This window comes from Sporosarcina sp. Y838, from assembly GCF_056786515.1.
Genome location: NZ_JBXCJD010000001.1, coordinates 427,870 through 450,567 on the forward strand (window position 1 = coordinate 427,870; position 22,698 = coordinate 450,567).

Consider the following 22,698-nt stretch of genomic DNA (forward strand, 5'->3'; position numbering starts at 1 on the left):
TTATGATGGCTTAGGAAGACAAGCGGGGAGGCAGAGCCTATGACGCTTGCAAAAACGACACGCATCAACTTCCTCTTCGATTTTTATCAGTCGCTTTTGACTGATAAACAGAGACTTTATATGCAGCTTTATTATTTGGAAGACCTTTCACTTGGCGAGATTGCGGGGGAATACGGCGTATCACGTCAAGCTGTTTATGACAACGTCCGCCGGACTGAAGCAATGCTCGAAGACTACGAAATGAAGTTGAACTTATTTTCGAAATTCCAGAAGCGAGCAGAAATTGTGGATTCTCTTGAAGAGCTCGTAACCGATGATAATGATGAAAAGTCGGAAACAATCAGGGAATTATTAATCGCAATAAAAGATAATGAGTAGGAGGCTCTGTGCATGGCATTTGAAGGATTAGCCCAGCGCCTGCAAGGGACGCTACAGAAGATTAAGGGCAAAGGAAAGATTGATGAAACTGACGTTAAGGAAATGATGCGTGAAGTACGTTTTGCGCTAATTGAAGCTGACGTCAACTTAAAAGTGGTCAAAGAGTTTGTGAAAACCGTCAGCGAACGTGCTGTCGGACAAGACGTTATGAAAAGTCTTACACCCGGTCAGCAAGTTGTCAAAATCGTTAAAGATGAATTGACGAATCTGATGGGTGGCGAACAGAACCCAATCCAATTTGCGAGAAAATCACCGACAGTTATTATGATGGTTGGTTTGCAAGGTGCTGGGAAAACGACCACTACTGGAAAATTGGCGAGTGTTCTTCGAAAACGTCACAATAAAAAGCCTCTTCTTGTTGCGGCAGACGTTTATAGACCGGCTGCAATTCAGCAGTTGGAAACACTCGGAAAACAATTGACAATGCCTGTATTTACACTTGGAACAGACATTTCACCTGTTGAAATTGTCCGCCAGGCGCTTGCAGAGGCGGAGAAAGAACACCATGATGTCGTTATCATCGATACAGCAGGAAGGCTGCATGTCGATGAAGTTCTGATGCAGGAACTTAAGGATATCCGTGAACTCAGTACTCCAGACGAAGTATTCTTAGTTGTCGATGCGATGACGGGTCAAGATGCTGTCAATGTTGCCAAAAGTTTTGATGATACGGTAGGTATTACAGGTGTTATTCTGACAAAACTTGATGGGGATACCAGAGGCGGAGCTGCGCTTTCAATTCGTGCTGTTACAGAAAAACCGATTAAGTTTGTCGGAATGGGCGAGAAAATGGATGCGCTTGAACCATTTCATCCGGAGCGTATGGCGTCGCGAATTCTTGGTATGGGAGACGTCATGTCTCTCATTGAAAAGGCTCAGGAGAACGTTGACGAAGAGAAGTCGAAAGAACTTGAAGAAAAGTTCCGGACACAGTCATTTACACTGGATGATTTCCTTGATCAACTTCAGCAAGTGAAGAAGATGGGGCCACTCGACGAACTATTGAAAATGATGCCTGGCGCCAATAAAATCAAAGGTCTAGAAAATGCCAAAGTAGATGAAGGTCAAATGGGACGCGTTGAAGCGGTCATTCAATCGATGACGAAAAATGAGCGCAATACACCTGAAATCATTAATGCAAATCGCCGCAAGCGAATTGCAAAAGGTTCAGGAACAAGCATTCAAGACGTCAATCGGCTATTAAAGCAATTCGAAGACATGAAAAAAATGGTGAAACAAATGTCCGGCATGCAACAAAAAGGTAAAAAGAAGATGAAAATGCCTGGATTAGATTCGTTTTTCAAATAAAATTCAAGGTGTTAAGAAAAAACACTTTACAAACAACAGAAAGCTTGATAATATACTATCTTGTGTGAAACTATTCGGAGGTGCAAGTAAAAATGTCAGTAAAAATTCGTCTTAAACGTATGGGAGCAAAGAAAACTCCTTTCTATCGTATTGTTGTAGCAGATTCACGTTCACCACGTGATGGTCGTCAAATCGAAACAGTTGGTACTTACAACCCGCTTACAAAACCGGCTGAAGTATTAATCAACGAAGAGCTAGCTCTTCAATGGTTACAGAATGGTGCTAAACCTTCTGATACAGTCCGTAACCTGTTTTCCGATAAAGGCATCATGGAAAAATACCATAACGCTAAACACGGTAAATAATCAGGAGGGGTGCACATGAAGCAGCTGATTGAAACAATCGTCAAACCGTTAGTCGATTATCCTGGAGATGTCCGGGTAGCGATGGATGAACATGATAACCGTGTCATTTATAAACTATCCGTCAATCCCGAAGATATGGGAAAAGTTATCGGAAAGCAGGGACGTGTTGCGAAAGCGATACGCACCATTGTTTATTCAGCAGCAGGCAGTCACCACGGCAAAAAGGTTTATATCGATATTATAGATTGATATAGCAAGGGAGGGAGCTCAGGTTCCTTCCTTTTTTGTCTGAGTTATTAATTGAATAATTATAAAATGTAAGGAAATAATAGTTTGTAGACACAGAACACTTTAGGTTAGGCGTCAAATATTTAGTTCATTTGTAAGTTGGGAGGGATGAACCGTATCTCACTTTGTTGCGATACGCTACGACGAACGTAGACCCTATCCTCTGACTTGTCTAATGCTTGTTGTGTTTGATCAGGCGATTTTCGCTTTTCATATAAAGGATGGTGCAATATATGCAATGGTTTAATGTTGGTACAATTGTTAATACACACGGTATCCGTGGAGAAGTTCGTGTCGTTTCACGCACTCATTTCCCGGAGGAGCGCTATACGGTTGGAAACAAGCTGGCCTTGTTCATGCCGGACAGTAAAGCCCCGATCTATTTGACTGTTGCCAGTCACAGACAACATAAGAACTTTGATCTGTTAACATTTGAAAATCATCCAAATCTTAATGATGTCGAAAAGTATCGTAGCGGTATTTTTAAAATACCTGAAAATGAGCTTGGTGATTTAGATGAAAACGAATTCTATTATCACGAGATTATCGGTTGTTCAGTGTTCACGACCGATGGTACTGACATCGGAAAAGTAACGGAGATTCTTGAAACGGGTGCGAATGATGTATGGACGGTAATACCCGAAAAAGGGAAGCCGCACTATATCCCCTACATTGAAGACATCGTCAAAGAAATAGATATAGACAATAAAAAAATCATCATTGATCCAATGGAAGGGCTTCTTTCATGATGAAAATCGATGTCCTTTCACTGTTTCCAGAAATGTTTGAAGGCGTTCTCCATTCCTCGATCATGAAAAAGGCGCAGTCAAATGATGCAGTAACCTTTGGTGTAACTGATTTTCGGGACTATTCAACAAACAAGCACCATAAAGTTGATGATTATCCATATGGCGGAGGAGCGGGAATGGTCCTTAAACCGGAACCGCTTTTTGCGGCAGTCGAAGCGATTTCAGAAGGACTTGAAAAGCCTCCGCGTGTTATTCTGATGTGTCCTCAGGGAGAACGATTTACACAGAAGAAAGCGGAAGAACTATCTGGTGAGGAACATATCGTGTTCATATGTGGGCATTATGAGGGGTACGATGAGCGGATACGCCAGCATCTTGTGACGGACGAGTTATCCATCGGGGACTTCGTTCTGACAGGGGGCGAGATTGCTGCAATGGCTGTGATTGATAGTGTAGTGCGGCTGTTACCGAATGTCCTTGGCAATGTGGATTCTCCTGTACTGGATTCGTTTTCAACAGGCTTACTTGAACATCCCCAATATACAAGACCCTCTAATTTTAAAGGAATGGAAGTACCAGATGTATTGTTATCCGGCAACCATGCAGAAATCGATAAATGGCGTGAACAGCAGTCGCTTATTCGCACGTTTGAACGGAGAAAAGATTTGCTCAAAGACGCGCCGCTTACGGACAATCAGCGCAAGTTACTCAACCAGCTTAATCGAGAAAAAGTAGACAGATGACCTTGCATCGATTTGACCTTTGTGGTATTATGTACTATGTGCTTCTATGTGAGTACATAATTACTGATGTTCCGCTGCAAAGGCAATTAGTGCAAGAACTTCTGTGGATAGGGAGAGGTTAAATTATGCAACATATTATTTCAGAAATTACTAAAGATCAGCTTCGTACTGATCATCCATCATTCCGTGCAGGAGATACAGTTCGTTTGCACGTGAAAATTGTAGAGGGAACGCGTGAGCGTATTCAGCTATTTGAAGGAATTGTTATCTCACGTCGTGGAGGCGGAATCAGTGAATCTTTCACAGTCCGTAAAATTTCCAACGGTGTAGGTGTTGAGCGTACATTCCCTGTAAATACACCAAAAATCACTCTACTTGAAGTAACACGTCGTGGTAAAGTACGCCGTGCGAAGTTGTACTACCTTCGCAGTCTGCGCGGAAAAGCTGCACGTATCAAAGAACTTCGATAAACAAAAGCAAAATCCAGGAGGCCAACAAACGGCCTCCTTTCTTTTTGCCTCAAAATTGAATAGACTGTACAATAAGGACAGAAATACGCAGGAGGCTCAGCCGATGAATGAAGAGAAAAAGAAGAAAAATGAAACGTGGGAATGGGCGAAAGCGCTTTTAATCGCATTCGGTCTTGCTGCAATTATCAGGGTGTTCCTCTTTACGCCGATTGTTGTTGATGGGGTATCGATGATGCCGACGCTCGAAAATGGTGATCGGATGATTGTAAATAAGATTGGATACACAATTGGTGAACCGAAGCGTTTTGATATCGTGGTGTTCCATGCGCCTGAAGAAAAAGATTATATAAAAAGAGTAATCGGACTTCCTGGTGATGAAGTGGAATATCAGGACGACATTTTATACATTAATGGAGAGCCTTTCGAGGAGCCGTATCTCGATCAATACAAGTCAGAAATTATAGACAGTCCGCTAACTGAAAATTTCACTCTTGAAGAAAAAATTCAAAGTACAACGGTTCCTGCAGACCATGTATTTGTCATGGGGGACAACAGAAGAAAAAGTAAAGACTCCAGACATATTGGAGCTGTTTCAATCGATGAAATTATCGGTAGTACAAAAATCGTCTTCTGGCCGGTTAAAGATTTCGGAATTATCAACTGACAGGAGGAACTTACAGCATGACAATTCAATGGTTTCCCGGACATATGGCAAAAGCACGACGCGAAGTAACTGAAAAATTGAAGCTAGTCGACATCGTCTTTGAGTTAATCGACGCTAGGCTTCCGCTCTCTTCAAGAAATCCGATGATTGACGAGGTTATTCATCAAAAGCCGAGGTTGTTAATTTTGAATAAGATGGACCTCGCAGACGAAAAGGAGACCGCACGCTGGATTCACTATTTCGAAACGCGCGGATTACGTGCCGTTGCCATCAATTCGTTTGAAGGAAAAGGGCTTCAGACTGTTATTAAAGCTGCTAAAGAGATATTGGAACCGAAACTTGCAAGATTGCGTTCTAGGGGCATTCGTCCAGGCGCCATGCGAGCGATGATTGTTGGGATTCCGAATGTCGGAAAGTCGACCCTTATCAATCGACTTGCAAAGAAAAACATTGCCAAAACGGGCAATACACCAGGCGTTACGAAAGCGCAGCAATGGATTAAATACGAAAAAGAACTGGAACTTCTGGACACACCTGGTATTCTTTGGCCGAAATTTGAAGATAAAGAAGTTGGCTACAAACTTGCGCTGACAGGAGCTATTAAAGATACAATCGTCAATATGGAAGATTTGGCTGTATACGGCCTACGTTTTCTTGAAGCAAATTATCCCGATCGGCTGTCAGCTAGATATGGTTTGACAATGGTAGGAGAAGAAATTCTTCCGGTCTTTGAACAGATCGGATCTCTTCGTAAAGTTTATACAACTGGTGGAGAAATAGATCTTGATAAGGTAGCGGAGTTAATCGTGCGCGATATCCGAAGTGAATACCTTGGAAAACTGACATTCGACTTTACATCACTTCAACCGCAAATGGATTAAGCCGATGCCGGCACGGAATTTACTTCCGCGGCAATCGGTTTTTTCTTTGTTTAGAGTACTTTATATAGTTGACCTGTGGATACCACTCAATAGCAACCGATATAATACAAAAGGAATGAATCGATAAACCGCTTATGAATGAAAGGTGATCACGTTGAAAACCATAAAGGATATTACAGAACTGCTAAAAACGGTTGGAGAACCGGAATTGTGGATGGAAGAACTGGAACTGGATTCAAGAATGGGTGTGCAAAATGCACTTAATCGTTGGAAGCGTCGTTATGAAAAAAGAAAAGTGATAGAGCAAGCGCATGCAGAGAAAAAAGCATTTGACAAGTCTTACGCGCCGTTTGAGGGTGCTATGGTTGCTGGGGTGGATGAAGCGGGAAGAGGACCGTTAGCGGGTCCTGTGGTCACTGCAGCGGTCATTTTACCTCGAGAAACGCCTGAACTCATCGGATTGGATGATTCAAAGGCCATTCCGAAGGCGGAACGGGAACGACTTGCGGAAAAGATTCGAAGTGTCGCTATCTCCTATTCAGCGCATATTCAATCAGCTAAAACCATCGATGAAACAAATATTTACGCTGCGACAAGGGACTCCATGGAACGGGCTGTAAAAGGGTTGTCAATCAAACCTGATTTTGTCATTGCGGATGCAATGTCACTCGCTGTAAATTGTCCGACAGAGTCTGTTATAAAAGGCGATGCAAAGAGCTTGGCAATTGCGGCCGCTTCGATAATTGCAAAAACGACGAGAGATGCAATTATGGATGAAATACATAACGAATTTCCTGTTTATAAATTTAATAAAAATGCCGGATATGGAACATCAGAACATGTTTTGGCGCTTCAAATACATGGCCCAAGCAAACATCATCGTGCCAGTTTTGAACCTGTGAAATCAATGTTAAAAGACGGGAGGAAGAACGAATGAGTTTTCCAACTGCCGGAGTATCAATGTCGGGACAAGCGATGGTAGGAGATGCACCGAATAGACCATTCGTCTTAAATGAAGGCCAGATGTTTCATGGGCAAATAAAACAACTTTTCCCAGGACAAATGGCAGAAGTACAAATAGGCGGACAAAAGCTGTTCGCAAAACTTGAAGTGCCAATGAAAGCGGGCGACTCCTATTACTTTCAAGTAAATTCGGTAAAGCCTGAGTTACAGCTTAAAATTATATCAGGACCCCTACAAGCGACAGAAGGGCAAGCTCGTCAACTTGGTGCACTCATGGACGCAATGCAAGTTCCAAAGACGCAAGAAATGCAATCCCTATTAACGTTTGTCTTGAAAAATAGAATTCCGATGAACAGAGGGTATCTGCTAGAATCGGAAGAATTACTGAAAGGTGTACCGACATCTGCTCGGAATGAGGCGCTAGCATCCATTCAGAAAATGCATGAACTGAAATTACCGTTTACAGAAAATAACTTCAGATCACTTTTAGGCGTTGAGACGAAAGAAGGCCTGCATAGCGTATTGCAGTTATTGAAAAATGCATTGGTTCTAGATAACGCATTAGCACCACAAGTTAAAGACGCCATACTCACAGCGCTTGAAAAGATGGCTAAGCCTTTTGCGCAGGCAACAGGCGGTTCACTGCTAGGACAATCCATTGTGACGCTACTTGATCATGCCGCACCTGTTGAAAACCGTTTTGCTACACTGCAATTAATGAAAAGTGCAGGTATATTACCAGAACGGACGTCCCTTGCAAATTTACCACAAGTCCTCATTTCACTACTATCAGCTGAAAGAGTTGGCCAAGTTGGAGCACAGGGTATTCCTGCTACAAATATGGCTGGGCAGGCTGCCACCACACCTCAACCTACCTCGTTGCCGATACCCATCGTGCAGCAAGTAGTGACACTCCTTAAACAAGTTGAGGAGGCAAAACAACAAAATCAACAGGTTCCGTTAGCTAGTTTGAAAGCATTGATTTTATCCGATACAGGAATGAATTTACAGCAAAAAAACTTACTTTCGGCAATTATCGACCGGGCTGTAAATGCACAGCCACCAGTCGAGTCGATGACAAAATTCGTTCAGGAATTCAGTCAGGGGTTTATACGTGTAAATGCAGAAAATACAATTGCTAATCCATTCCAATCTAGCACTCCATCAGAGGACCCTATAGAAGCACTACTAACATTACTGGGACGGCTAGGAACGGAAAAACTATCTGTACTTTTACGGGCGGCAGAACAGTCCGTCAATCCAGACATTCAAAAAGCGATACAAACAGCTGAAGTTAATGTTGCATCATTGATTGATGGGAAGGCCGTGAAGGACGCTTTGGAAACAGTGATGCGCTCACTCGGACTTAACTACGAAGCCGGGTTGCTCGGAAAAGAACCTGACTTTGGACGTCTTGCTGAATCTTTGAAGCCACAATTACTTGCGCTTATGCATAATCCCTCTGCATCCGTTACTCTTCGTGAGGCCGCAGAAACTGTCGTAATGAGGATGAATGGTCCTTTATTGCAATCCGGGGAAAACGGAATCCAGCATCAGCTCGTTATGCAAGTACCGCTCGATTTTTTTGGTAAGCGTATTGAGGCGACATTACAGTGGAACGGACGCATGAAAGAGGACGGGAAAATTGACCCTGAATTTGCAAGGATCTTGTTTTATCTTGATCTTGCATCAATAAAAAAGACGGTAATCGATATGCAAGTTCAAAATCGGATTGTATCGGTAACTATTTTTAATGCGGATGATGCGCTCAAGACAATTGGAGCACCTCTTCAGCTAAAGTTGAAGGAAGGACTCGAGTCAGCGGGTTATAAACTATCAGGAGTCTTCTTTAAAAAGTTTACGGAAGAAGAAAAAATTGTACCTAAACAGAAGAGTCCATCAAAAGTTGATGGACAAGGAGTTGACTTTCGCATATGACTGAAGAATTGCATGTACGAAAAGAGGCTGTTGCCCTTTCATATGAACCATTCTCAGAGGGAGCACCAAAAGTGGTTGCGAAAGGGAAGGGTAAAATTGCTGAAAGTATATTGGAAAGGGCACTTGCCAATAACATTCCAATTCAGGAGGATTCAAGTTTAGTCGAAATACTAGGACAGTTGAACGTCAATGAATCCATTCCGGAAGAGTTATATAAAGCGGTATCTGAGGTTTTTGCGTATATTTATCAGATTGACCGTAAACATGGAATTGGTAAATGATTTGAGAAAGTTTCGACAAAATCAAACATTCGACACACAACTATGGACAATGTTTGACAAGTTTACTACAATGGATGAGGCAGTAAATTAAAAGAGTTAGAAGTTCGAATGGAGGATGTAAGATGAATATCCATGAATATCAAGGTAAACAGTTACTAAGAGAATACGGGGTAGCTGTTTCTAATGGTCTTGTTGCTTTCTCTCCTGAGGAAGCGGTAAAAGCTGCGAAGGAACTAGGTACAGACATTATCGTAGTAAAAGCGCAAATCCACGCAGGTGGCCGCGGGAAAGCAGGCGGAGTTAAGATTGCAAAAAATCTTGATGAAGTTCGTGCTTACGCAAAAGAATTGATTGGTAAGACACTTGTTACTCACCAAACAGGTCCTGAAGGTAAAGAGATTAAACGTCTACTTATCGAGGAAGGTTCCGACATTAAGAAAGAATATTATCTTGGACTAGTCCTTGATAGTGCTACAGATCGCGTAACACTTATGGGTTCTGAAGAAGGCGGAGTGGATATCGAGGAAGTTGCGGAAGCGACACCTGAAAAGATATTCAAAGAAGTCATTGACCCAGTTATCGGTTTAACTGGATTCCAAGCACGCCGCATGGCATATAACATGAACATCCCTACACACCTTGTAAACAAAGCTGCGAAATTTATGCTTGGACTTTATCAAGTATTCGTAGAAAAAGACGCATCCATCGTTGAAATTAACCCGCTAGTTGTAACAGCTGGTGACGATGTACTTGCTCTTGACGCGAAGTTCAACTTTGACGACAGTGCACTATACCGTCACAAAGACATTCAAGAACTACGTGACTTTGATGAAGAGGATCCAAAAGAAATCGAAGCTTCGAAGTATGACCTTAGCTATATTTCCCTAGATGGTAGTATTGGCTGCATGGTTAACGGCGCAGGCCTTGCGATGGCTACAATGGATACAATCAACTACTACGGCGGATCACCTGCTAACTTCCTAGACGTTGGTGGCAGTGCGACAGCTGAAAAAGTTACTGAAGCATTCAAAATCATCCTTTCTGATAAAAATGTTAAAGGGATTTTCGTCAACATTTTCGGTGGTATCATGAAATGTGACGTTATCGCTGAAGGTGTTATTGTTGCGTCAAAAGAAGTTGGTCTTCAAGTACCACTTGTCGTTCGTCTAGAAGGTACAAATGTCGACTTAGGTAAAGCACTTTTGAATGAATCAGGTTTGAACATCATCGCTGCTGATACAATGGCAGACGGTGCTAAAAAGATTGTAGAACTAGTAGGTTAAGAAAGGCAGGGACAAACGATGAGTATTTTTATTAACAAAGATACAAAGGTTATCGTACAAGGAATTACAGGTGCTACGGCACTTTTCCATACAGAACAAATGCTTGAGTACGGAACGAAAATTGTTGGCGGAGTAACGCCTGGTAAAGGCGGAACAGAAGTAGCGGGAGTTCCTGTTTTCAATACAGTTGAAGAAGCTGTAAAAGCGACAGGCGCAAACGTTTCTGTTATTTATGTACCAGCTCCATTTGCTGCAGATGCAATTTTGGAAGCAGTAGAAGCTGAACTTGATATGACAATCTGTATTACAGAGCATATCCCAGTACTCGATATGGCAAAAGTGAAGCGCTACATGGAAGGCAAGAAAACACGTCTTGTCGGTCCAAACTGTCCGGGTGTTATTACGGCAGACGAATGTAAAATCGGTATCATGCCTGGCTACATTAATACAAAAGGTCATGTAGGCGTTGTTTCACGTTCTGGTACACTTACGTATGAAGCAGTACTTCAATTGACGAATGCTGGAATCGGACAGTCAACATCTGTTGGTATCGGCGGAGACCCTATCAATGGAACAAACTTCATCGATGTGCTAAAAGAATTCAACGAAGACCCTGAGACATATGCGGTTGTTATGATCGGTGAAATCGGCGGAACTGCTGAAGAAGAAGCAGCTGAGTGGATTAAAGCGAATATGACGAAGCCTGTTGTTGGCTTTATCGGTGGTCAAACAGCTCCTGAAGGAAAACGTATGGGCCATGCTGGTGCCATTATTTCCGGCGGTAAAGGAACAGCTGCAGACAAAATCAAAGCGCTAAATGCTGCTGGGGTTGAAGTTGCAGACACTCCTTCTGTGATCGGTGAAACGTTAATTAAAGTTATTAAAGAAAAAGGTCTGTACGAAAGTTGTAAAACACACTAATATTAAAGATGCAGCGTGCTGATTTATGCGCTGCATCTTTTTTTATTATCTAATAAGGGAGGAATTCAATGGAACTGACAGATGCTGAAAAGCGATTGCTAGGGCTTCACTATGTATTTCCGGTACCTTTGAACAGATTAAACAGCCTTTACGAGATAGACCCCAATCTCGATAGATTATATGTTTACAAGGCTATTGAACTTGCTCAAATTTTGAATATCACTACGTCAAAAGCGAGCCAATTAAAAGGTAATTTGTTTCAAAATATGTCGACCCCCTACGAAAAGTTATATCAAAGGCATGCAATCACCGCCATTCCATTCTCACACCCCCTTTACCCTGACCAGTTGCGAATACTTATCGATCCCCCGGCAGTACTGTATATTAAAGGTGATCCAACGCTATTTGCCAACGCCCTTAATGTTGCAATTATTGGATCTCGAAAAGCAACAATTTATTCAAAAAGAGCAATGTCATTGATTGTGCCACCACTCGTAGAAAATAAGGCTGTTATTGTATCTGGACTTGCGATGGGTGCTGATACGATGGCTCATGAAGCTGCAATTGAATTTGGTGGAAAAACCATAGCTGTACTGGGCCATGGGTTATTACACCTGTATCCGAAAGAAAATCGATTGCTTGCGGAGAAAATAGCGGCTGAACATCTGCTAGTCACAGAGTATCCACCTTACGTAAGTCCTGAACGTTGGACATTTCCGATGCGGAATCGAATCATAAGCGGTTTAGCAGATGCAGTCGTAGTAACAGAATCCGCAGATAAAAGTGGAACGATGAGCACAGTCGAGCATGCGCTTGATCATGGGAAAGATATCTATGCCGTTCCCGGTCCTATCACATCACCATTATCGGCGGGGCCGAATAAGTTGCTAGATGAGGGCGCAAAACCGGTCTGGAATGGATTTCAAATCGTCGAATCGCTAGTTTTTAAGAATTGAAAAAACACCTTTTCCTCTAAAAAGTTTGCATTAATTCGAAATCTGGTATACATTTTGCAACAGATATTCTTTTGAGGAATAAATATGGAACCTCTTTAAGGAGGCAGACACTTAATGGCAGACTACCTAGTAATTGTAGAGTCACCCGCAAAGGCGAAAACGATCGAGCGTTATCTCGGAAAGAAATATAAAGTGCGTGCATCACTTGGTCACTTACGCGATTTACCGCGCAGCCAGATGGGTGTAGATACCGAAAATAATTATGAACCGAAGTACATTACGATCCGTGGCAAAGGCCCGATTCTTCAAGAATTGAAAAAAGAAGCTAAAAAAGCTAAAAAAATCTTTCTCGCAGCTGACCCAGATAGAGAAGGGGAAGCAATTGCTTGGCACTTAGCAAACCAACTTGGCGTAGATATTGAATCAGATTGCCGTGTTGTATTCAATGAAATAACAAAAGAAGCGATTAAAGAATCCTTTAAAAATCCACGTCCCATCGATATGGATCGCGTAGATGCTCAACAGGCACGTCGTATATTGGACCGCCTGGTAGGCTATAACATAAGTCCGATCCTTTGGAAGAAAGTTAAAAAAGGTCTTTCCGCAGGACGCGTTCAATCTGTAGCACTTCGTATGATTATCGATAGAGAAAATGAAATCAATGCGTTCGTACCTGAAGAGTATTGGAGTATTTCGGCTCAATTTGAAAAAGATGATACTTCATTTGAAGCGGAGTTTTTTGGCGATTCAAAGAAAAAAGTAAAACTGACAGACAAGAAACAAGTCGATGCCATTCTAAGTCAATTAGAAGGAGATAAATTCGATATTGGGAAAGTCGTGAAAAAAGAGCGCAAACGAAATCCGGCACTACCGTTCACAACTTCGTCCTTGCAACAGGAAGCGGCTAGAAAGCTAAACTTCCGAGCGAAAAAGACAATGATGCTTGCCCAGCAACTATATGAAGGTATCAACCTCGGAAAAGAAGGACAAGTCGGTCTTATAACTTATATGAGAACAGACTCAACTAGAATTGCCGATAGTGCTAAAGAAGAAGCAAAATCATTCATCGAAACAATGTATGGAAAAGAGTTTGTTGCAACATCTAAGCCAGCAGCAAAAAGTACTGCAAAAACGCAGGACGCACACGAGGCGATACGCCCGACGTCAGTCATGCGACCACCAGCTGCGATGAAAACGGTGTTGTCCCGCGATCAACTGCGTCTCTATAAACTGATTTGGGAGCGACTTGTTGCTAGTCAGATGGCTCCAGCGGTACTTGATACAGTCGCTGTTGACCTTGTGAACGGTGAAGTCCGCTTCAGGGCAAATGGATCACAAGTGAAATTCCAAGGATTTATGAAAGTGTATGTTGAAGGTAATGACGATAAAGAAGAGGAGAAAGACCGTATTCTCCCGCCGCTCGAAGAAGGGGAACAAGTGAAGTTCAGTGAAATTGATCCCAAACAGCACTTTACTCAACCGCCTCCGAGGTATTCGGAAGCAAGATTGGTTAAAACGCTCGAGGAGCAGGGAATAGGTCGTCCGTCCACGTACGCACCGACACTCGACACAATTCAAAAACGCGGATATGTGACACTGGATGCGAAGAGATTTATTCCGACAGAGCTTGGCGGGATAGTCCATCAGGCAGTAAATCAATACTTCCCAAATATTATTGACCTTGAATTTACAGCGCAAATGGAAAAAGAACTTGATAACGTTGAACATGGCCAGACAAAATGGGTCGAAGTAATTGATAATTTTTATGGGGATTTTGAAAAGCATGTGCAAGTTGCAGATGCTGAGATGGAAAAAATTGAAATCAAAGACGAGCCTGCGGGTGAAGATTGTGAGAAATGCGGTTCGGCTATGGTATACAAATTAGGCCGTTATGGGAAATTCATGGCATGTTCGAATTTTCCGGAATGCCGTAATACGAAAGCGATTATCAAACCCATCGGCGTCACTTGCCCAACTTGTAAAGAAGGACAGGTCGTCGAACGAAAAAGTAAAACGAAACGTATATTTTACGGATGCGATCAGTATCCCGAATGTGAATATGTTTCATGGGATAAGCCTGTTTCAAGACCTTGTCCAAAATGTGAAAACACGTTAGTTGAAAAGAAATCGAAAAAAGGCGTTCAGATTCAATGTACAGAATGTGACTACAAAGAAGATACGCAATAATAACGAAAAGTGGAAGGCGTCGTTTAGATGCGGCAGACATAAGACGGTCTGGCGGAGCAGCGTTCTTTGCTGCACAGCCGGAACGACGACGTACCGGTGACTTTCCGGTATGCTTATGACCGAGCATCTGACGCCTGGAGCTAGACAATAAGGAAAAGCGGAAGCGCCTGCTCAGAGGCGACAGGCATAAGACGGGCTGGCGAAGTAGCGTTTTTTGCTGCATAGCCAGGCTGCCTTATGACCCGAGCCTCTAGGCGCTGTAGCCTGGACAATAACGAAAAGTGGAAGGTGTCGTTTAGATGCGGCAGACATAAGACGGTCTGGCGGAGCAGCGTTCTTTGCTGCACAGCCAGAACGACGACGTACCGGTGAACTTTCCGGTATGCTTATGGCCGAGCATCTGACGCCTGGAACTAAACAATAAAGAAAAGCGAAAGCGCCTGTTCAGAGGCGACAGGAATAAGACGGGCTGGCGAAGCAGCGTTCTTTGCTGCATAGCCGGACCGACTTATGACCCGAGCCTCTAGGCGCTGGAGCCTGGACAATAACAACTTAGAAGAGAAGGTGAAGGTATGACACCCATCGTAAATGTGATAGGCGCAGGCCTCGCTGGGAGTGAGGCTGCATGGCAAATCGCCAGTCGTGGTGTAAATGTTCGTTTATATGAAATGCGTCCGGTAAAACAGACGCCAGCGCACCATACAGACAAATTTGCTGAACTGGTGTGCAGTAACTCACTGCGCGCAAACAATCTGACGAATGCAGTAGGTATTATTAAAGAAGAGATGAGAATGCTTGATTCACTGATTATTAGAGCTGCAGATGCTTGCTCGGTTCCTGCAGGGGGAGCATTGGCGGTTGACCGTCATGAATTTGCAGGAAAAGTAACAGAAACGATTCGAAATCATCCGCTCATCGAGGTTATTAATGAAGAAGTGACTAAACTACCAGAAGGAATTACTATCATTGCAACGGGTCCTTTGACGTCACCTGCACTAGCTGAAGAGATACGTAAACTAACAGGCGAAGACTATCTGTATTTCTACGACGCAGCAGCACCTATCATTGAAAAAGATTCAATTGATATGGATAAAGTATATTTGAAATCTAGATATGATAAAGGTGAAGCCGCTTATTTAAATTGTCCGATGAATGAGGAAGAGTTTGAACGATTTTATAATGCGCTTGTCGCAGCGGAAATCGTACCACTTAAGGAATTTGAAAAAGAGATTTATTTCGAAGGGTGTATGCCCGTTGAAGTAATCGCTCAAAGAGGTGCCAAAACACTTTTATTCGGTGCACTTAAACCAGTAGGGCTTGAACATCCGGAAACTGGAGAGCTTGCAAAAGCAGTTGTCCAGCTTCGTCAGGATGATGCGGCGGGTACATTATATAACATCGTGGGCTTTCAAACACATATGAAATGGGGCGCACAAAAGGAAGTTATCAATCTTATTCCTGGCTTGGAGAATGTTGAAATCGTTCGTTATGGTGTTATGCATCGGAACACTTTCATTAACTCACCCCGTGTGTTGGATGCGACTTATCAATTGAAAGCGAATCGTAATCTATTTTTCGCAGGCCAAATGACTGGTGTAGAAGGTTACGTCGAATCGGCTGGTTCGGGACTCATAGCAGGTATGAATGCCGCCAATTTGGCACTTGGAAATGAACCTATCACTTTCCCACACGAAACAGCACTGGGTAGCATGGCGCGATACGTCACGGAAGCTAACCCGAATAATTTCCAACCGATGAACATTAACTTTGGTCTCTTCCCAGAACTTGATAAACGCGTTAAAACCAAAGTTGAAAGAGCAGAAAAGCATGCAGAGCGCGCTCTGAATGCAATTAGTGAATTTCAGACAGTCACACTAAGTTGATTTTAATTTATTAAGATTAGTGAAGTCATGGATGTGATCCGGGCTTCTTTTTTTTGTGGATATGAACAAATTGTGTCTAAAAGTAGAACAAATTGCAAGAGGTCAGACATCTTGGTGGTAGATAGTTGCCGAATTAACGATATTTATTGTATAGTGAATCGTGGATGACTTTTGAATTCCTTAAGAAGTCATTATTTTACGTCTATTCATCAATTTGCTATAGTGTTTTGTGTGAAATGTGTTATTATTCAAATGACTCAGAATAGTTTATCAGCTTTAGGACTTTTTCATTCGAGGAGTGAAATGTATGACTGTACAACCTTCTATCATTCGTGATGAATACATTTCATATGTACGCCTGGAAAAAAACTATTCTTTTTATACAGTATTAGAGTATGAAAAAGATGTAGATGCATTTCTGTCCTTTCTAGAAGTTGAGGGGATAACAGATTTAAATGATGTCACATATCCCGAAGCAAGGCTTTATGCGACGGAACTTTATGACAAGGGTTTATCGAGAGCATCGATTTCCAGAAAAGTATCTTCAATCCGTTCATTCTTCAAGTTTGCGAATGCCAGATATGAGATTAATGATATTGCATTCCGTTCACTCCACCATCCGAAGAAGGAAGATAGACTTCCGGCTTTTTTTTATGAAGAAGAACTGGAGCTGTTATTTTCGTCTTGTGATGGGCAGGATAAGAAGTCATTACGTGACTATGCACTCTTGGAGTTACTTTATGCAACAGGCATACGCGTTAGTGAGCTAACGTCCATCAAGATACAGGATATAGATGACCATCTTGGCATCGTTCTGGTCATGGGAAAAGGTCGCAAAGAACGATATGTTCCGTTTGGTAGTTTTGCGCAATCCGCACTCGATGCTTATCGTGAGAAAAGCAGACTGGATTTGATGAAACAAAAAGAACATGACATGTTGTTCGTCAATTTGCGGGGCGATCCTTTGACTGACCGAGGTGTGCGTCATATCTTGAGCATGATGATGGAACGCGCATCACTCCACTCAAAGATTTATCCACATATGATTCGCCACTCTTTTGCAACTCATCTCTTGGCAGGAGGGGCTGACATGAGGACTGTTCAGGAACTTCTGGGACACAGTCACTTATCTTCAACGCAAGTGTATACACACATAACAAAAGAGCACTTAAGGAAAACATATATGAATACGCATCCGCGAGCATAGGAGGATGATCTGATGGAATTCCATGCAACTACAATTTTTGCAATTCGTCATAATGGTGTAAGTGCCATGTCGGGTGATGGGCAAGTAACAGTAGGAAATGCAGTCGTTATGAAGCATACGGCAAAAAAAGTACGTAGAATATTTGGCGGTAAAGTGTTGGCAGGCTTCGCGGGATCCGTAGCAGACGCTTTTACACTATTTGAATTGTTCGAAGCAAAGCTAACCGAGTACAATGGGAATCTTCAACGGGCCTCAGTAGAACTTGCTAAAGAATGGCGGGGCGACCGGATTCTTCGTAAACTTGAAGCGATGTTGCTTGTCATGGATAGCGAAACATTACTTCTAGTGTCGGGTACTGGTGAAGTGATTGAACCGGATGACGGAATTTTAGCAATCGGTTCTGGTGGTCATTATGCACTTGCTGCCGGAAGAGCATTGAAAAAATATAGCGGTCAATCACTGAACGCTGCTGAAATTGCACAAGCGGCGCTGGAGACGGCTGCAGAAATATGTGTCTTTACGAATGACCATATTATTGTGGAGGTGCTTGAATGAAAAATAAAGTAGAGCTGACACCCAAAGAACTAACTGCGCATCTAGATAGATATATTATTGGGCAGGATAAAGCGAAGAGGGCAGTGGCTGTTGCAATTCGTAACAGATACAGAAGAAGTCTTTTATTGGATGAAGAGAAAAATGAAATCATTCCAAAAAACATACTAATGATTGGTCCGACCGGTGTTGGGAAGACTGAAATCGCTAGACGCATTGCGAAACTTGTCAACGCGCCGTTCCTAAAAGTTGAAGCTACAAAGTTTACAGAAGTTGGCTATGTCGGACGTGATGTTGAATCGATGATAAGAGATTTAACTGAAGCAGGTGTGCGGATTGTTCGGGAAGAACAACGCGAAGCTGTGAAAGAGAATGCATCTATCCTTGCCGAAGAGCGTCTCATTGAACTTCTCGTTCCTGAAAAAAAGAAAATGGGTAATATACAAAATCCCTTTGAAATGCTGTTCGGGCAAAAAACAGAACAAGAAGAGCCGGATTATGCAGAAATGGCCGATGTGAAGCGTAAACGTTCTGATATCGCCGCAAGCCTTAAAGCGGGTGAACTTGAAGAGCAAATGGTTACGATTGAAATTTCTGCTCAGCAGCCATCCATGTTTGACAGCTTGCAAGGCTCGGGTATGGAACAAATGGGTGCAAATATGCAAGATGCTCTTTCTTCACTTATGCCGAAAAAGACAGTGAAGCGGAATTTGAAAGTAAAAGACGCTCGTATTGCACTCGAAGCGGAAGAGGCCGACAAACTCATTGATACTGATGAAATCGCTCGGCGTGCTATTGAATTGACAGAGCAGTCAGGGATCATCTTCATTGATGAGATGGACAAAATCGCAAGTCGGGGTGGAGGTAGTTCTTCAGCTGATGTTTCACGAGAAGGTGTACAACGAGATATTTTACCAATCGTTGAAGGTTCTTCCGTCACTACTAAGTACGGAACTGTTAAAACAGACTTTATCCTATTCATTGCTGCGGGAGCTTTCCACATGTCAAAACCCTCTGATATCATTCCAGAGCTGCAAGGCCGATTTCCAATCCGGGTTGAACTTGAAAAACTAACTAAAGATGATTTTATCCGTATTTTAAAAGAGCCAGACTTTTCATTAATCCGGCAATACGAAAAACTGCTTAATACAGAAGATGTCGTTTTAGACTTTACGGATGAAGCAATCAGTAGGCTTGCTGAAATCGCATTTGAAGTGAATGATTCGACAGAAAATATCGGAGCTAGACGCTTACATACGATTTTGGAGAAGTTACTTGAAGAATTATCGTTTGAAGCATCTGATATTGGACCTGCAACAATAAAAATAACACCTGCATATGTCGACGAAAAGTTGAAAGATATCGCAAAAAACAAAGATTTGTCACAATTTATCCTATAACGAAACGTATTAGTTTATTTAATGATTGAAAACCTTTAGAATATTCATTAAACGACAGCAATTACCTTGAGGAGGAAATATAAAAATGAATTTGTTATCAAAAACACGCGAAATTAACGCAATGCTACAAGAATCAGCAGGAAAACCGGTAAACTTTAAAGAAATGGCTGAAAAACTCAGCTTTGTAATCGAATGTAACGCTTTTATCGTTAGTAGAAAAGGGAAGTTGCTTGGCCTAGAAATTCATCATAAAATTGACAATGAACGCATGAAACAAATGTTCATCGATCGCAAATTTCCTGAAGAATATACGAATCGCTTGTTTGACGTGAGAGAGACATCTTCTAACCTTGATGTCCACAATACTCATTCAGTATTCCCAAATGAAAACCGAGAATTATTCAAAGACGGTTTGACGACAATTGTACCTATCGTCGGTGGTGGTGAGCGCCTTGGTACGCTTATCCTCGCAAGACTTAAAGATGACTTCCAAGATGACGACTTGATTCTTGCAGAGTATGGAGCAACAGTCGTAGGTATGGAAATTTTACGTGAAAAATCTGAGAAAATCGAAATTGAAGCACGCAGTAAAGCAGTTGTTCAAATGGCAATCAGTTCACTTTCTTACAGTGAACACGAAGCTATCGAACACATCTTCCATGAGCTTGACGGTAACGAAGGTTTGCTAGTGGCATCTAAAATTGCAGATCGCGTGGGAATCACTCGCTCGGTTATCGTAAATGCTTTGCGTAAACTTGAAAGTGCCGGCGTCATCGAATCTCGTTCACTTGGTATGAAAGGAACTTATATTAAAGTTCTTAACAATAAATTCCTAGAAGAACTTGAAAAACAAAAATCATAATTAAAGCAAATAGTATTTAAACACTTCTTTTGAAAGAGAGAGGTGTTTTTTTATTTGCAATAAACAAGCTTGCCGAAGGGGAGTATTAAAATTCGGAAAAGGAAAAGGAAAAGGAAAAGGAAAAGGAAAAGGAAAAGGAAAAGGAAAAGGAAAAGAAAAAGAAAAAGAAAAAGAATCCATAGTAACCATTATTTTTGAACGATCATTACCTTCATAACGACTTATATATTGTAAATAGAGCTAAATGAACTAATGGTGTTAATCTTATAGTGATAGACAAGAATTTACAAAATCCGCTACAATAGTAGTGGCTATATTTATACTAAAATATAACCCGAATTATAAAGACTTATTATCACACTATTGGGGAATATATAGATTAAGACTCGGGGAAATCGAGTTTATTTGGAACGACGATTTCGTGATTAGAACAGTATTCGGATTATTCCGTACAAAAGGAAAGGTGATATTGCGAAAAATAGCGAATGTTGACACTTTGGTTTACAAAGCGATTAAAGTCAGTATTAAAGAAGGTTGTTAACAATGACTATATTTAACAGCTGGAACACCTCTGCATCAGCATTGACTACACGACGTTTTAGGATGGATGTTATATCCCCTATATGGCGAATGTCTATACGACACGCGGGAGAATGGCAGCCCTACCGCAGTAAATCTATTTCGTTTCAACTATTATAGAAGATGCCGAAACGCCCTTTAAACTTGTTTATGATTCATCTCCCCCTGATGCGCATGAGGATGGGTATGTTTCGATGTCAAATGTTGACCTGTTGCGTGAAATGAATGACCTGATGTCTGCGACTCGTTCTATTGAAAAGTTCGGAAACGAATAACTTGAATATGTTTTAGGTCATTCCGTTACAGGCTACCGTTGAACCGGGAAGAACAAAACGTTTTGTTAAAGAGATATTGGAGATGTCGAGAAGTTCTATCATTGAACTTGACAAACTTGCGGGCTGGCCAGCAAGTTGATTTTCTAGTGAACGATGCCATATAGCAAAAGGTGAAGTTGTTGTAATTGGGGAGAAATTCGGTGTACGGATTACAGATAAATTAAGCCAAATAGATCGTTTGAATAATTTAAGATAACTAACGGGGGGGAATGAAAATGGTTAAACGTATATTAATAGTAGATGACGCAGCTTTCATGCGTAAGATGATTAAAGATATTTTGATGAAAAATAATTTTGAGGTTGTCGGTGAAGCGGCGGATGGTGCACAAGCGGTTGAAAAGTATTTAGAATTAAAGCCTGATCTCGTTACGATGGACATCACGATGCCTGAAATGGACGGAATAACTGCCCTAAAAGCGATTAAAGAGAAAGATCCTTCTGCACTGGTCATTATGTGTTCGGCAATGGGACAACAAGGTATGGTTATCGATGCGATTCAGGCAGGTGCGAAAGACTTCATTGTTAAACCATTTCAGGCAGACCGCATCGTCGAAGCAGTTGAAAAAGCATTAGGTTAACCAAAGCATGAAATTAATGAATGTACAAAAGCATTTTTAGCTCTCATTATAATCACTTTTTTAGTGAATCAATTCACATTATTGACTGCTTACGCTGACGCAGGGCCGAATCCCGATAAGCCTGTGTCAGATTCGTTTACGAAGGACCCTGAAAAAACTAATAAACTTATTGAATTTTACAATACAGATACTATAGATTCGGCGACTGGAATACCCAATCAATTACTAGTTAAAGTAGCAAGAAAATAAAAAAATCACATTATTAAAATTCGGAATACTCAACGATTTTTAGCAGCCCCATTAGATCGAAGATTGAGGAGAGAGAAAAGAAAACGACAAATCGGCCGCTTGACAGAAAAGGGGCGTAACCGAGATGAATGACATCACTAAATTTTTTTCGGTTAGTGACCCATCCGACGTATCGACATCCATTAAAATGATGTTGTTGCTGACGGTTTTATCATTTGCTCCAGAGATTTAAATTTTGATGACTTCTTTTGAGAGAATCATAATTGTTCTATCATTCGTCAGAACAGCATTAGCTACAAACCAAATGCCTCCAAACCAAGTACTCGTGGGGCTCTCGCTTTTTCTAATATTTTTTATTATGGCACCAACATTTCAGCGAATCAACGAAGAAGCAAACTTTATTTGAAGAAGAGATTACACTCGAAGAAGTTGATGCGGATGAACCGATAGTAGAAGACGACAGGGCGAGGATATTCATCCTGCATGACGCCGGTCATTCTGATGAGGAAATTGCAAAGAAACTAGGTAAAGGACTTACGGAAATAGAACTTATCTTGAAATTCCGATGAACTTGTTGCAAATGTAAAAGTCCTATGTTATATTAGCAAGTGGTATTAC

22 protein-coding genes and 3 pseudogenes are annotated in these 22,698 nt (G+C 41.7%); all 25 read left to right on the forward strand.

What is annotated here, in order from left to right:
- Positions 1-39 precede the first annotated feature (39 nt).
- The 25 genes and pseudogenes from AC1TO4_RS02055 (at position 40) to AC1TO4_RS02175 (ending at position 22,649) form a co-directional block, all read left to right on the forward strand.
- Positions 40-378, forward strand: coding sequence for a putative DNA-binding protein (locus tag AC1TO4_RS02055; RefSeq protein ID WP_482100415.1), 339 nt, complete (start codon positions 40-42; stop codon positions 376-378).
- Between the two features lie 12 nt (positions 379-390).
- Positions 391-1,746: a signal recognition particle protein gene (ffh, locus tag AC1TO4_RS02060; RefSeq protein WP_482103934.1), complete on the forward strand. Its 1,356-nt coding sequence runs from the start codon at positions 391-393 to the stop codon at positions 1,744-1,746.
- A 92-nt stretch (positions 1,747-1,838) separates the two neighbouring features.
- Positions 1,839-2,111, forward strand: a complete 273-nt coding sequence (gene rpsP / locus AC1TO4_RS02065; RefSeq protein ID WP_482100417.1) for a 30S ribosomal protein S16 — start codon at positions 1,839-1,841, stop codon at positions 2,109-2,111.
- A 15-nt stretch (positions 2,112-2,126) separates the two neighbouring features.
- Positions 2,127-2,360, forward strand: a complete 234-nt coding sequence (locus AC1TO4_RS02070) for a KH domain-containing protein (protein WP_179391376.1) — start codon at positions 2,127-2,129, stop codon at positions 2,358-2,360.
- A gap of 272 nt (positions 2,361-2,632) precedes the next feature.
- The gene (rimM, locus tag AC1TO4_RS02075; protein ID WP_482103935.1) at positions 2,633-3,148 is read left to right on the forward strand and encodes a ribosome maturation factor RimM; all 516 of its coding nucleotides are present in this window, start codon (positions 2,633-2,635) and stop codon (positions 3,146-3,148) included.
- Positions 3,148-3,891, forward strand: a complete 744-nt coding sequence (gene trmD, locus AC1TO4_RS02080) for a tRNA (guanosine(37)-N1)-methyltransferase TrmD (RefSeq protein WP_482104041.1) — start codon at positions 3,148-3,150, stop codon at positions 3,889-3,891. The genes rimM and trmD overlap by 1 nt, the downstream gene beginning before the upstream one ends.
- A gap of 125 nt (positions 3,892-4,016) precedes the next feature.
- Positions 4,017-4,361, forward strand: coding sequence for a 50S ribosomal protein L19 (rplS, locus tag AC1TO4_RS02085; RefSeq protein ID WP_482103936.1), 345 nt, complete (start codon positions 4,017-4,019; stop codon positions 4,359-4,361).
- Positions 4,362-4,464: 103 nt separating this feature from the next.
- Positions 4,465-5,025 (forward strand): signal peptidase I, encoded by a 561-nt coding sequence (gene lepB / locus AC1TO4_RS02090; protein ID WP_482103937.1) that lies wholly within the window; start codon positions 4,465-4,467, stop codon positions 5,023-5,025.
- Positions 5,026-5,042: 17 nt separating this feature from the next.
- Positions 5,043-5,906, forward strand: a complete 864-nt coding sequence (ylqF, locus tag AC1TO4_RS02095) for a ribosome biogenesis GTPase YlqF (protein ID WP_482100421.1) — start codon at positions 5,043-5,045, stop codon at positions 5,904-5,906.
- Positions 5,907-6,051: 145 nt separating this feature from the next.
- On the forward strand, positions 6,052-6,843 hold the full coding sequence (locus AC1TO4_RS02100) for a ribonuclease HII (RefSeq protein ID WP_482103938.1): 792 nt from the start codon (positions 6,052-6,054) through the stop codon (positions 6,841-6,843).
- Complete coding sequence (locus AC1TO4_RS02105; RefSeq protein ID WP_482103939.1) at positions 6,840-8,807, forward strand: hypothetical protein; 1,968 nt, start codon at positions 6,840-6,842, stop codon at positions 8,805-8,807. Before AC1TO4_RS02100 ends, AC1TO4_RS02105 begins: the two co-directional genes overlap by 4 nt.
- Positions 8,804-9,088 carry an EscU/YscU/HrcU family type III secretion system export apparatus switch protein gene (locus tag AC1TO4_RS02110; protein WP_482100424.1) on the forward strand — a complete coding sequence of 95 codons (285 nt, stop codon included), beginning with the start codon at positions 8,804-8,806 and terminating at the stop codon, positions 9,086-9,088. Before AC1TO4_RS02105 ends, AC1TO4_RS02110 begins: the two co-directional genes overlap by 4 nt.
- A gap of 122 nt (positions 9,089-9,210) precedes the next feature.
- Positions 9,211-10,371 carry an ADP-forming succinate--CoA ligase subunit beta gene (gene sucC / locus AC1TO4_RS02115; RefSeq protein WP_482103940.1) on the forward strand — a complete coding sequence of 387 codons (1,161 nt, stop codon included), beginning with the start codon at positions 9,211-9,213 and terminating at the stop codon, positions 10,369-10,371.
- A gap of 18 nt (positions 10,372-10,389) precedes the next feature.
- Positions 10,390-11,292 carry a succinate--CoA ligase subunit alpha gene (gene sucD / locus AC1TO4_RS02120; protein ID WP_482103941.1) on the forward strand — a complete coding sequence of 301 codons (903 nt, stop codon included), beginning with the start codon at positions 10,390-10,392 and terminating at the stop codon, positions 11,290-11,292.
- A 68-nt stretch (positions 11,293-11,360) separates the two neighbouring features.
- Positions 11,361-12,248, forward strand: a complete 888-nt coding sequence (dprA, locus tag AC1TO4_RS02125; protein ID WP_482103942.1) for a DNA-processing protein DprA — start codon at positions 11,361-11,363, stop codon at positions 12,246-12,248.
- Between the two features lie 114 nt (positions 12,249-12,362).
- Positions 12,363-14,435, forward strand: a complete 2,073-nt coding sequence (topA, locus tag AC1TO4_RS02130; protein WP_482103943.1) for a type I DNA topoisomerase — start codon at positions 12,363-12,365, stop codon at positions 14,433-14,435.
- Positions 14,436-15,007: 572 nt separating this feature from the next.
- Positions 15,008-16,318, forward strand: a complete 1,311-nt coding sequence (trmFO, locus tag AC1TO4_RS02135; RefSeq protein ID WP_482103944.1) for an FADH(2)-oxidizing methylenetetrahydrofolate--tRNA-(uracil(54)-C(5))-methyltransferase TrmFO — start codon at positions 15,008-15,010, stop codon at positions 16,316-16,318.
- A gap of 307 nt (positions 16,319-16,625) precedes the next feature.
- The gene (gene xerC, locus AC1TO4_RS02140; protein ID WP_482103945.1) at positions 16,626-17,525 is read left to right on the forward strand and encodes a tyrosine recombinase XerC; all 900 of its coding nucleotides are present in this window, start codon (positions 16,626-16,628) and stop codon (positions 17,523-17,525) included.
- A 9-nt stretch (positions 17,526-17,534) separates the two neighbouring features.
- On the forward strand, positions 17,535-18,080 hold the full coding sequence (gene hslV, locus AC1TO4_RS02145; protein ID WP_482100610.1) for an ATP-dependent protease subunit HslV: 546 nt from the start codon (positions 17,535-17,537) through the stop codon (positions 18,078-18,080).
- The gene (hslU, locus tag AC1TO4_RS02150; protein ID WP_482103946.1) at positions 18,077-19,477 is read left to right on the forward strand and encodes an ATP-dependent protease ATPase subunit HslU; all 1,401 of its coding nucleotides are present in this window, start codon (positions 18,077-18,079) and stop codon (positions 19,475-19,477) included. Before hslV ends, hslU begins: the two co-directional genes overlap by 4 nt.
- Positions 19,478-19,562: 85 nt before the next feature.
- Positions 19,563-20,339, forward strand: coding sequence for a GTP-sensing pleiotropic transcriptional regulator CodY (codY, locus tag AC1TO4_RS02155; protein ID WP_482100432.1), 777 nt, complete (start codon positions 19,563-19,565; stop codon positions 20,337-20,339).
- A 543-nt stretch (positions 20,340-20,882) separates the two neighbouring features.
- A pseudogene (locus AC1TO4_RS02160) lies at positions 20,883-21,175 on the forward strand (flagellar basal body rod C-terminal domain-containing protein); the annotation flags it as partial.
- A gap of 37 nt (positions 21,176-21,212) precedes the next feature.
- Positions 21,213-21,449, forward strand: a pseudogene (locus AC1TO4_RS02165) (FliM/FliN family flagellar motor switch protein); the annotation flags it as partial.
- A 19-nt stretch (positions 21,450-21,468) separates the two neighbouring features.
- Complete coding sequence (locus tag AC1TO4_RS02170) at positions 21,469-21,831, forward strand: response regulator (protein ID WP_482103947.1); 363 nt, start codon at positions 21,469-21,471, stop codon at positions 21,829-21,831.
- A gap of 373 nt (positions 21,832-22,204) precedes the next feature.
- Positions 22,205-22,649: pseudogene (locus AC1TO4_RS02175) on the forward strand (hypothetical protein).
- The last annotated feature ends 49 nt before the right edge of the window (positions 22,650-22,698 follow it).

Bases quoted from the DNA above. Each gene is read 5' to 3' on its own strand.
- lepB (WP_482103937.1), top strand. From the start codon at position 4,465: ATGAATGAAGAGAAAAAGAAGAAAAATGAAACGTGGGAATGGGCGAAA.
- codY (WP_482100432.1), top strand. From the start codon at position 19,563: ATGAATTTGTTATCAAAAACACGCGAAATTAACGCAATGCTACAAGAA.
- AC1TO4_RS02055 (WP_482100415.1), top strand. From the start codon at position 40: ATGACGCTTGCAAAAACGACACGCATCAACTTCCTCTTCGATTTTTAT.
- ylqF (WP_482100421.1), top strand. From the start codon at position 5,043: ATGACAATTCAATGGTTTCCCGGACATATGGCAAAAGCACGACGCGAA.
- ffh (WP_482103934.1), top strand. From the start codon at position 391: ATGGCATTTGAAGGATTAGCCCAGCGCCTGCAAGGGACGCTACAGAAG.
- rimM (WP_482103935.1), top strand. From the start codon at position 2,633: ATGCAATGGTTTAATGTTGGTACAATTGTTAATACACACGGTATCCGT.
- AC1TO4_RS02105 (WP_482103939.1), top strand. From the start codon at position 6,840: ATGAGTTTTCCAACTGCCGGAGTATCAATGTCGGGACAAGCGATGGTA.
- sucD (WP_482103941.1), top strand. From the start codon at position 10,390: ATGAGTATTTTTATTAACAAAGATACAAAGGTTATCGTACAAGGAATT.
- AC1TO4_RS02170 (WP_482103947.1), top strand. From the start codon at position 21,469: ATGGTTAAACGTATATTAATAGTAGATGACGCAGCTTTCATGCGTAAG.
- hslU (WP_482103946.1), top strand. From the start codon at position 18,077: ATGAAAAATAAAGTAGAGCTGACACCCAAAGAACTAACTGCGCATCTA.
- rpsP (WP_482100417.1), top strand. From the start codon at position 1,839: ATGTCAGTAAAAATTCGTCTTAAACGTATGGGAGCAAAGAAAACTCCT.
- AC1TO4_RS02070 (WP_179391376.1), top strand. From the start codon at position 2,127: ATGAAGCAGCTGATTGAAACAATCGTCAAACCGTTAGTCGATTATCCT.
- rplS (WP_482103936.1), top strand. From the start codon at position 4,017: ATGCAACATATTATTTCAGAAATTACTAAAGATCAGCTTCGTACTGAT.
- trmFO (WP_482103944.1), top strand. From the start codon at position 15,008: ATGACACCCATCGTAAATGTGATAGGCGCAGGCCTCGCTGGGAGTGAG.
- xerC (WP_482103945.1), top strand. From the start codon at position 16,626: ATGACTGTACAACCTTCTATCATTCGTGATGAATACATTTCATATGTA.
- dprA (WP_482103942.1), top strand. From the start codon at position 11,361: ATGGAACTGACAGATGCTGAAAAGCGATTGCTAGGGCTTCACTATGTA.
- sucC (WP_482103940.1), top strand. From the start codon at position 9,211: ATGAATATCCATGAATATCAAGGTAAACAGTTACTAAGAGAATACGGG.
- trmD (WP_482104041.1), top strand. From the start codon at position 3,148: ATGAAAATCGATGTCCTTTCACTGTTTCCAGAAATGTTTGAAGGCGTT.
- AC1TO4_RS02110 (WP_482100424.1), top strand. From the start codon at position 8,804: ATGACTGAAGAATTGCATGTACGAAAAGAGGCTGTTGCCCTTTCATAT.
- topA (WP_482103943.1), top strand. From the start codon at position 12,363: ATGGCAGACTACCTAGTAATTGTAGAGTCACCCGCAAAGGCGAAAACG.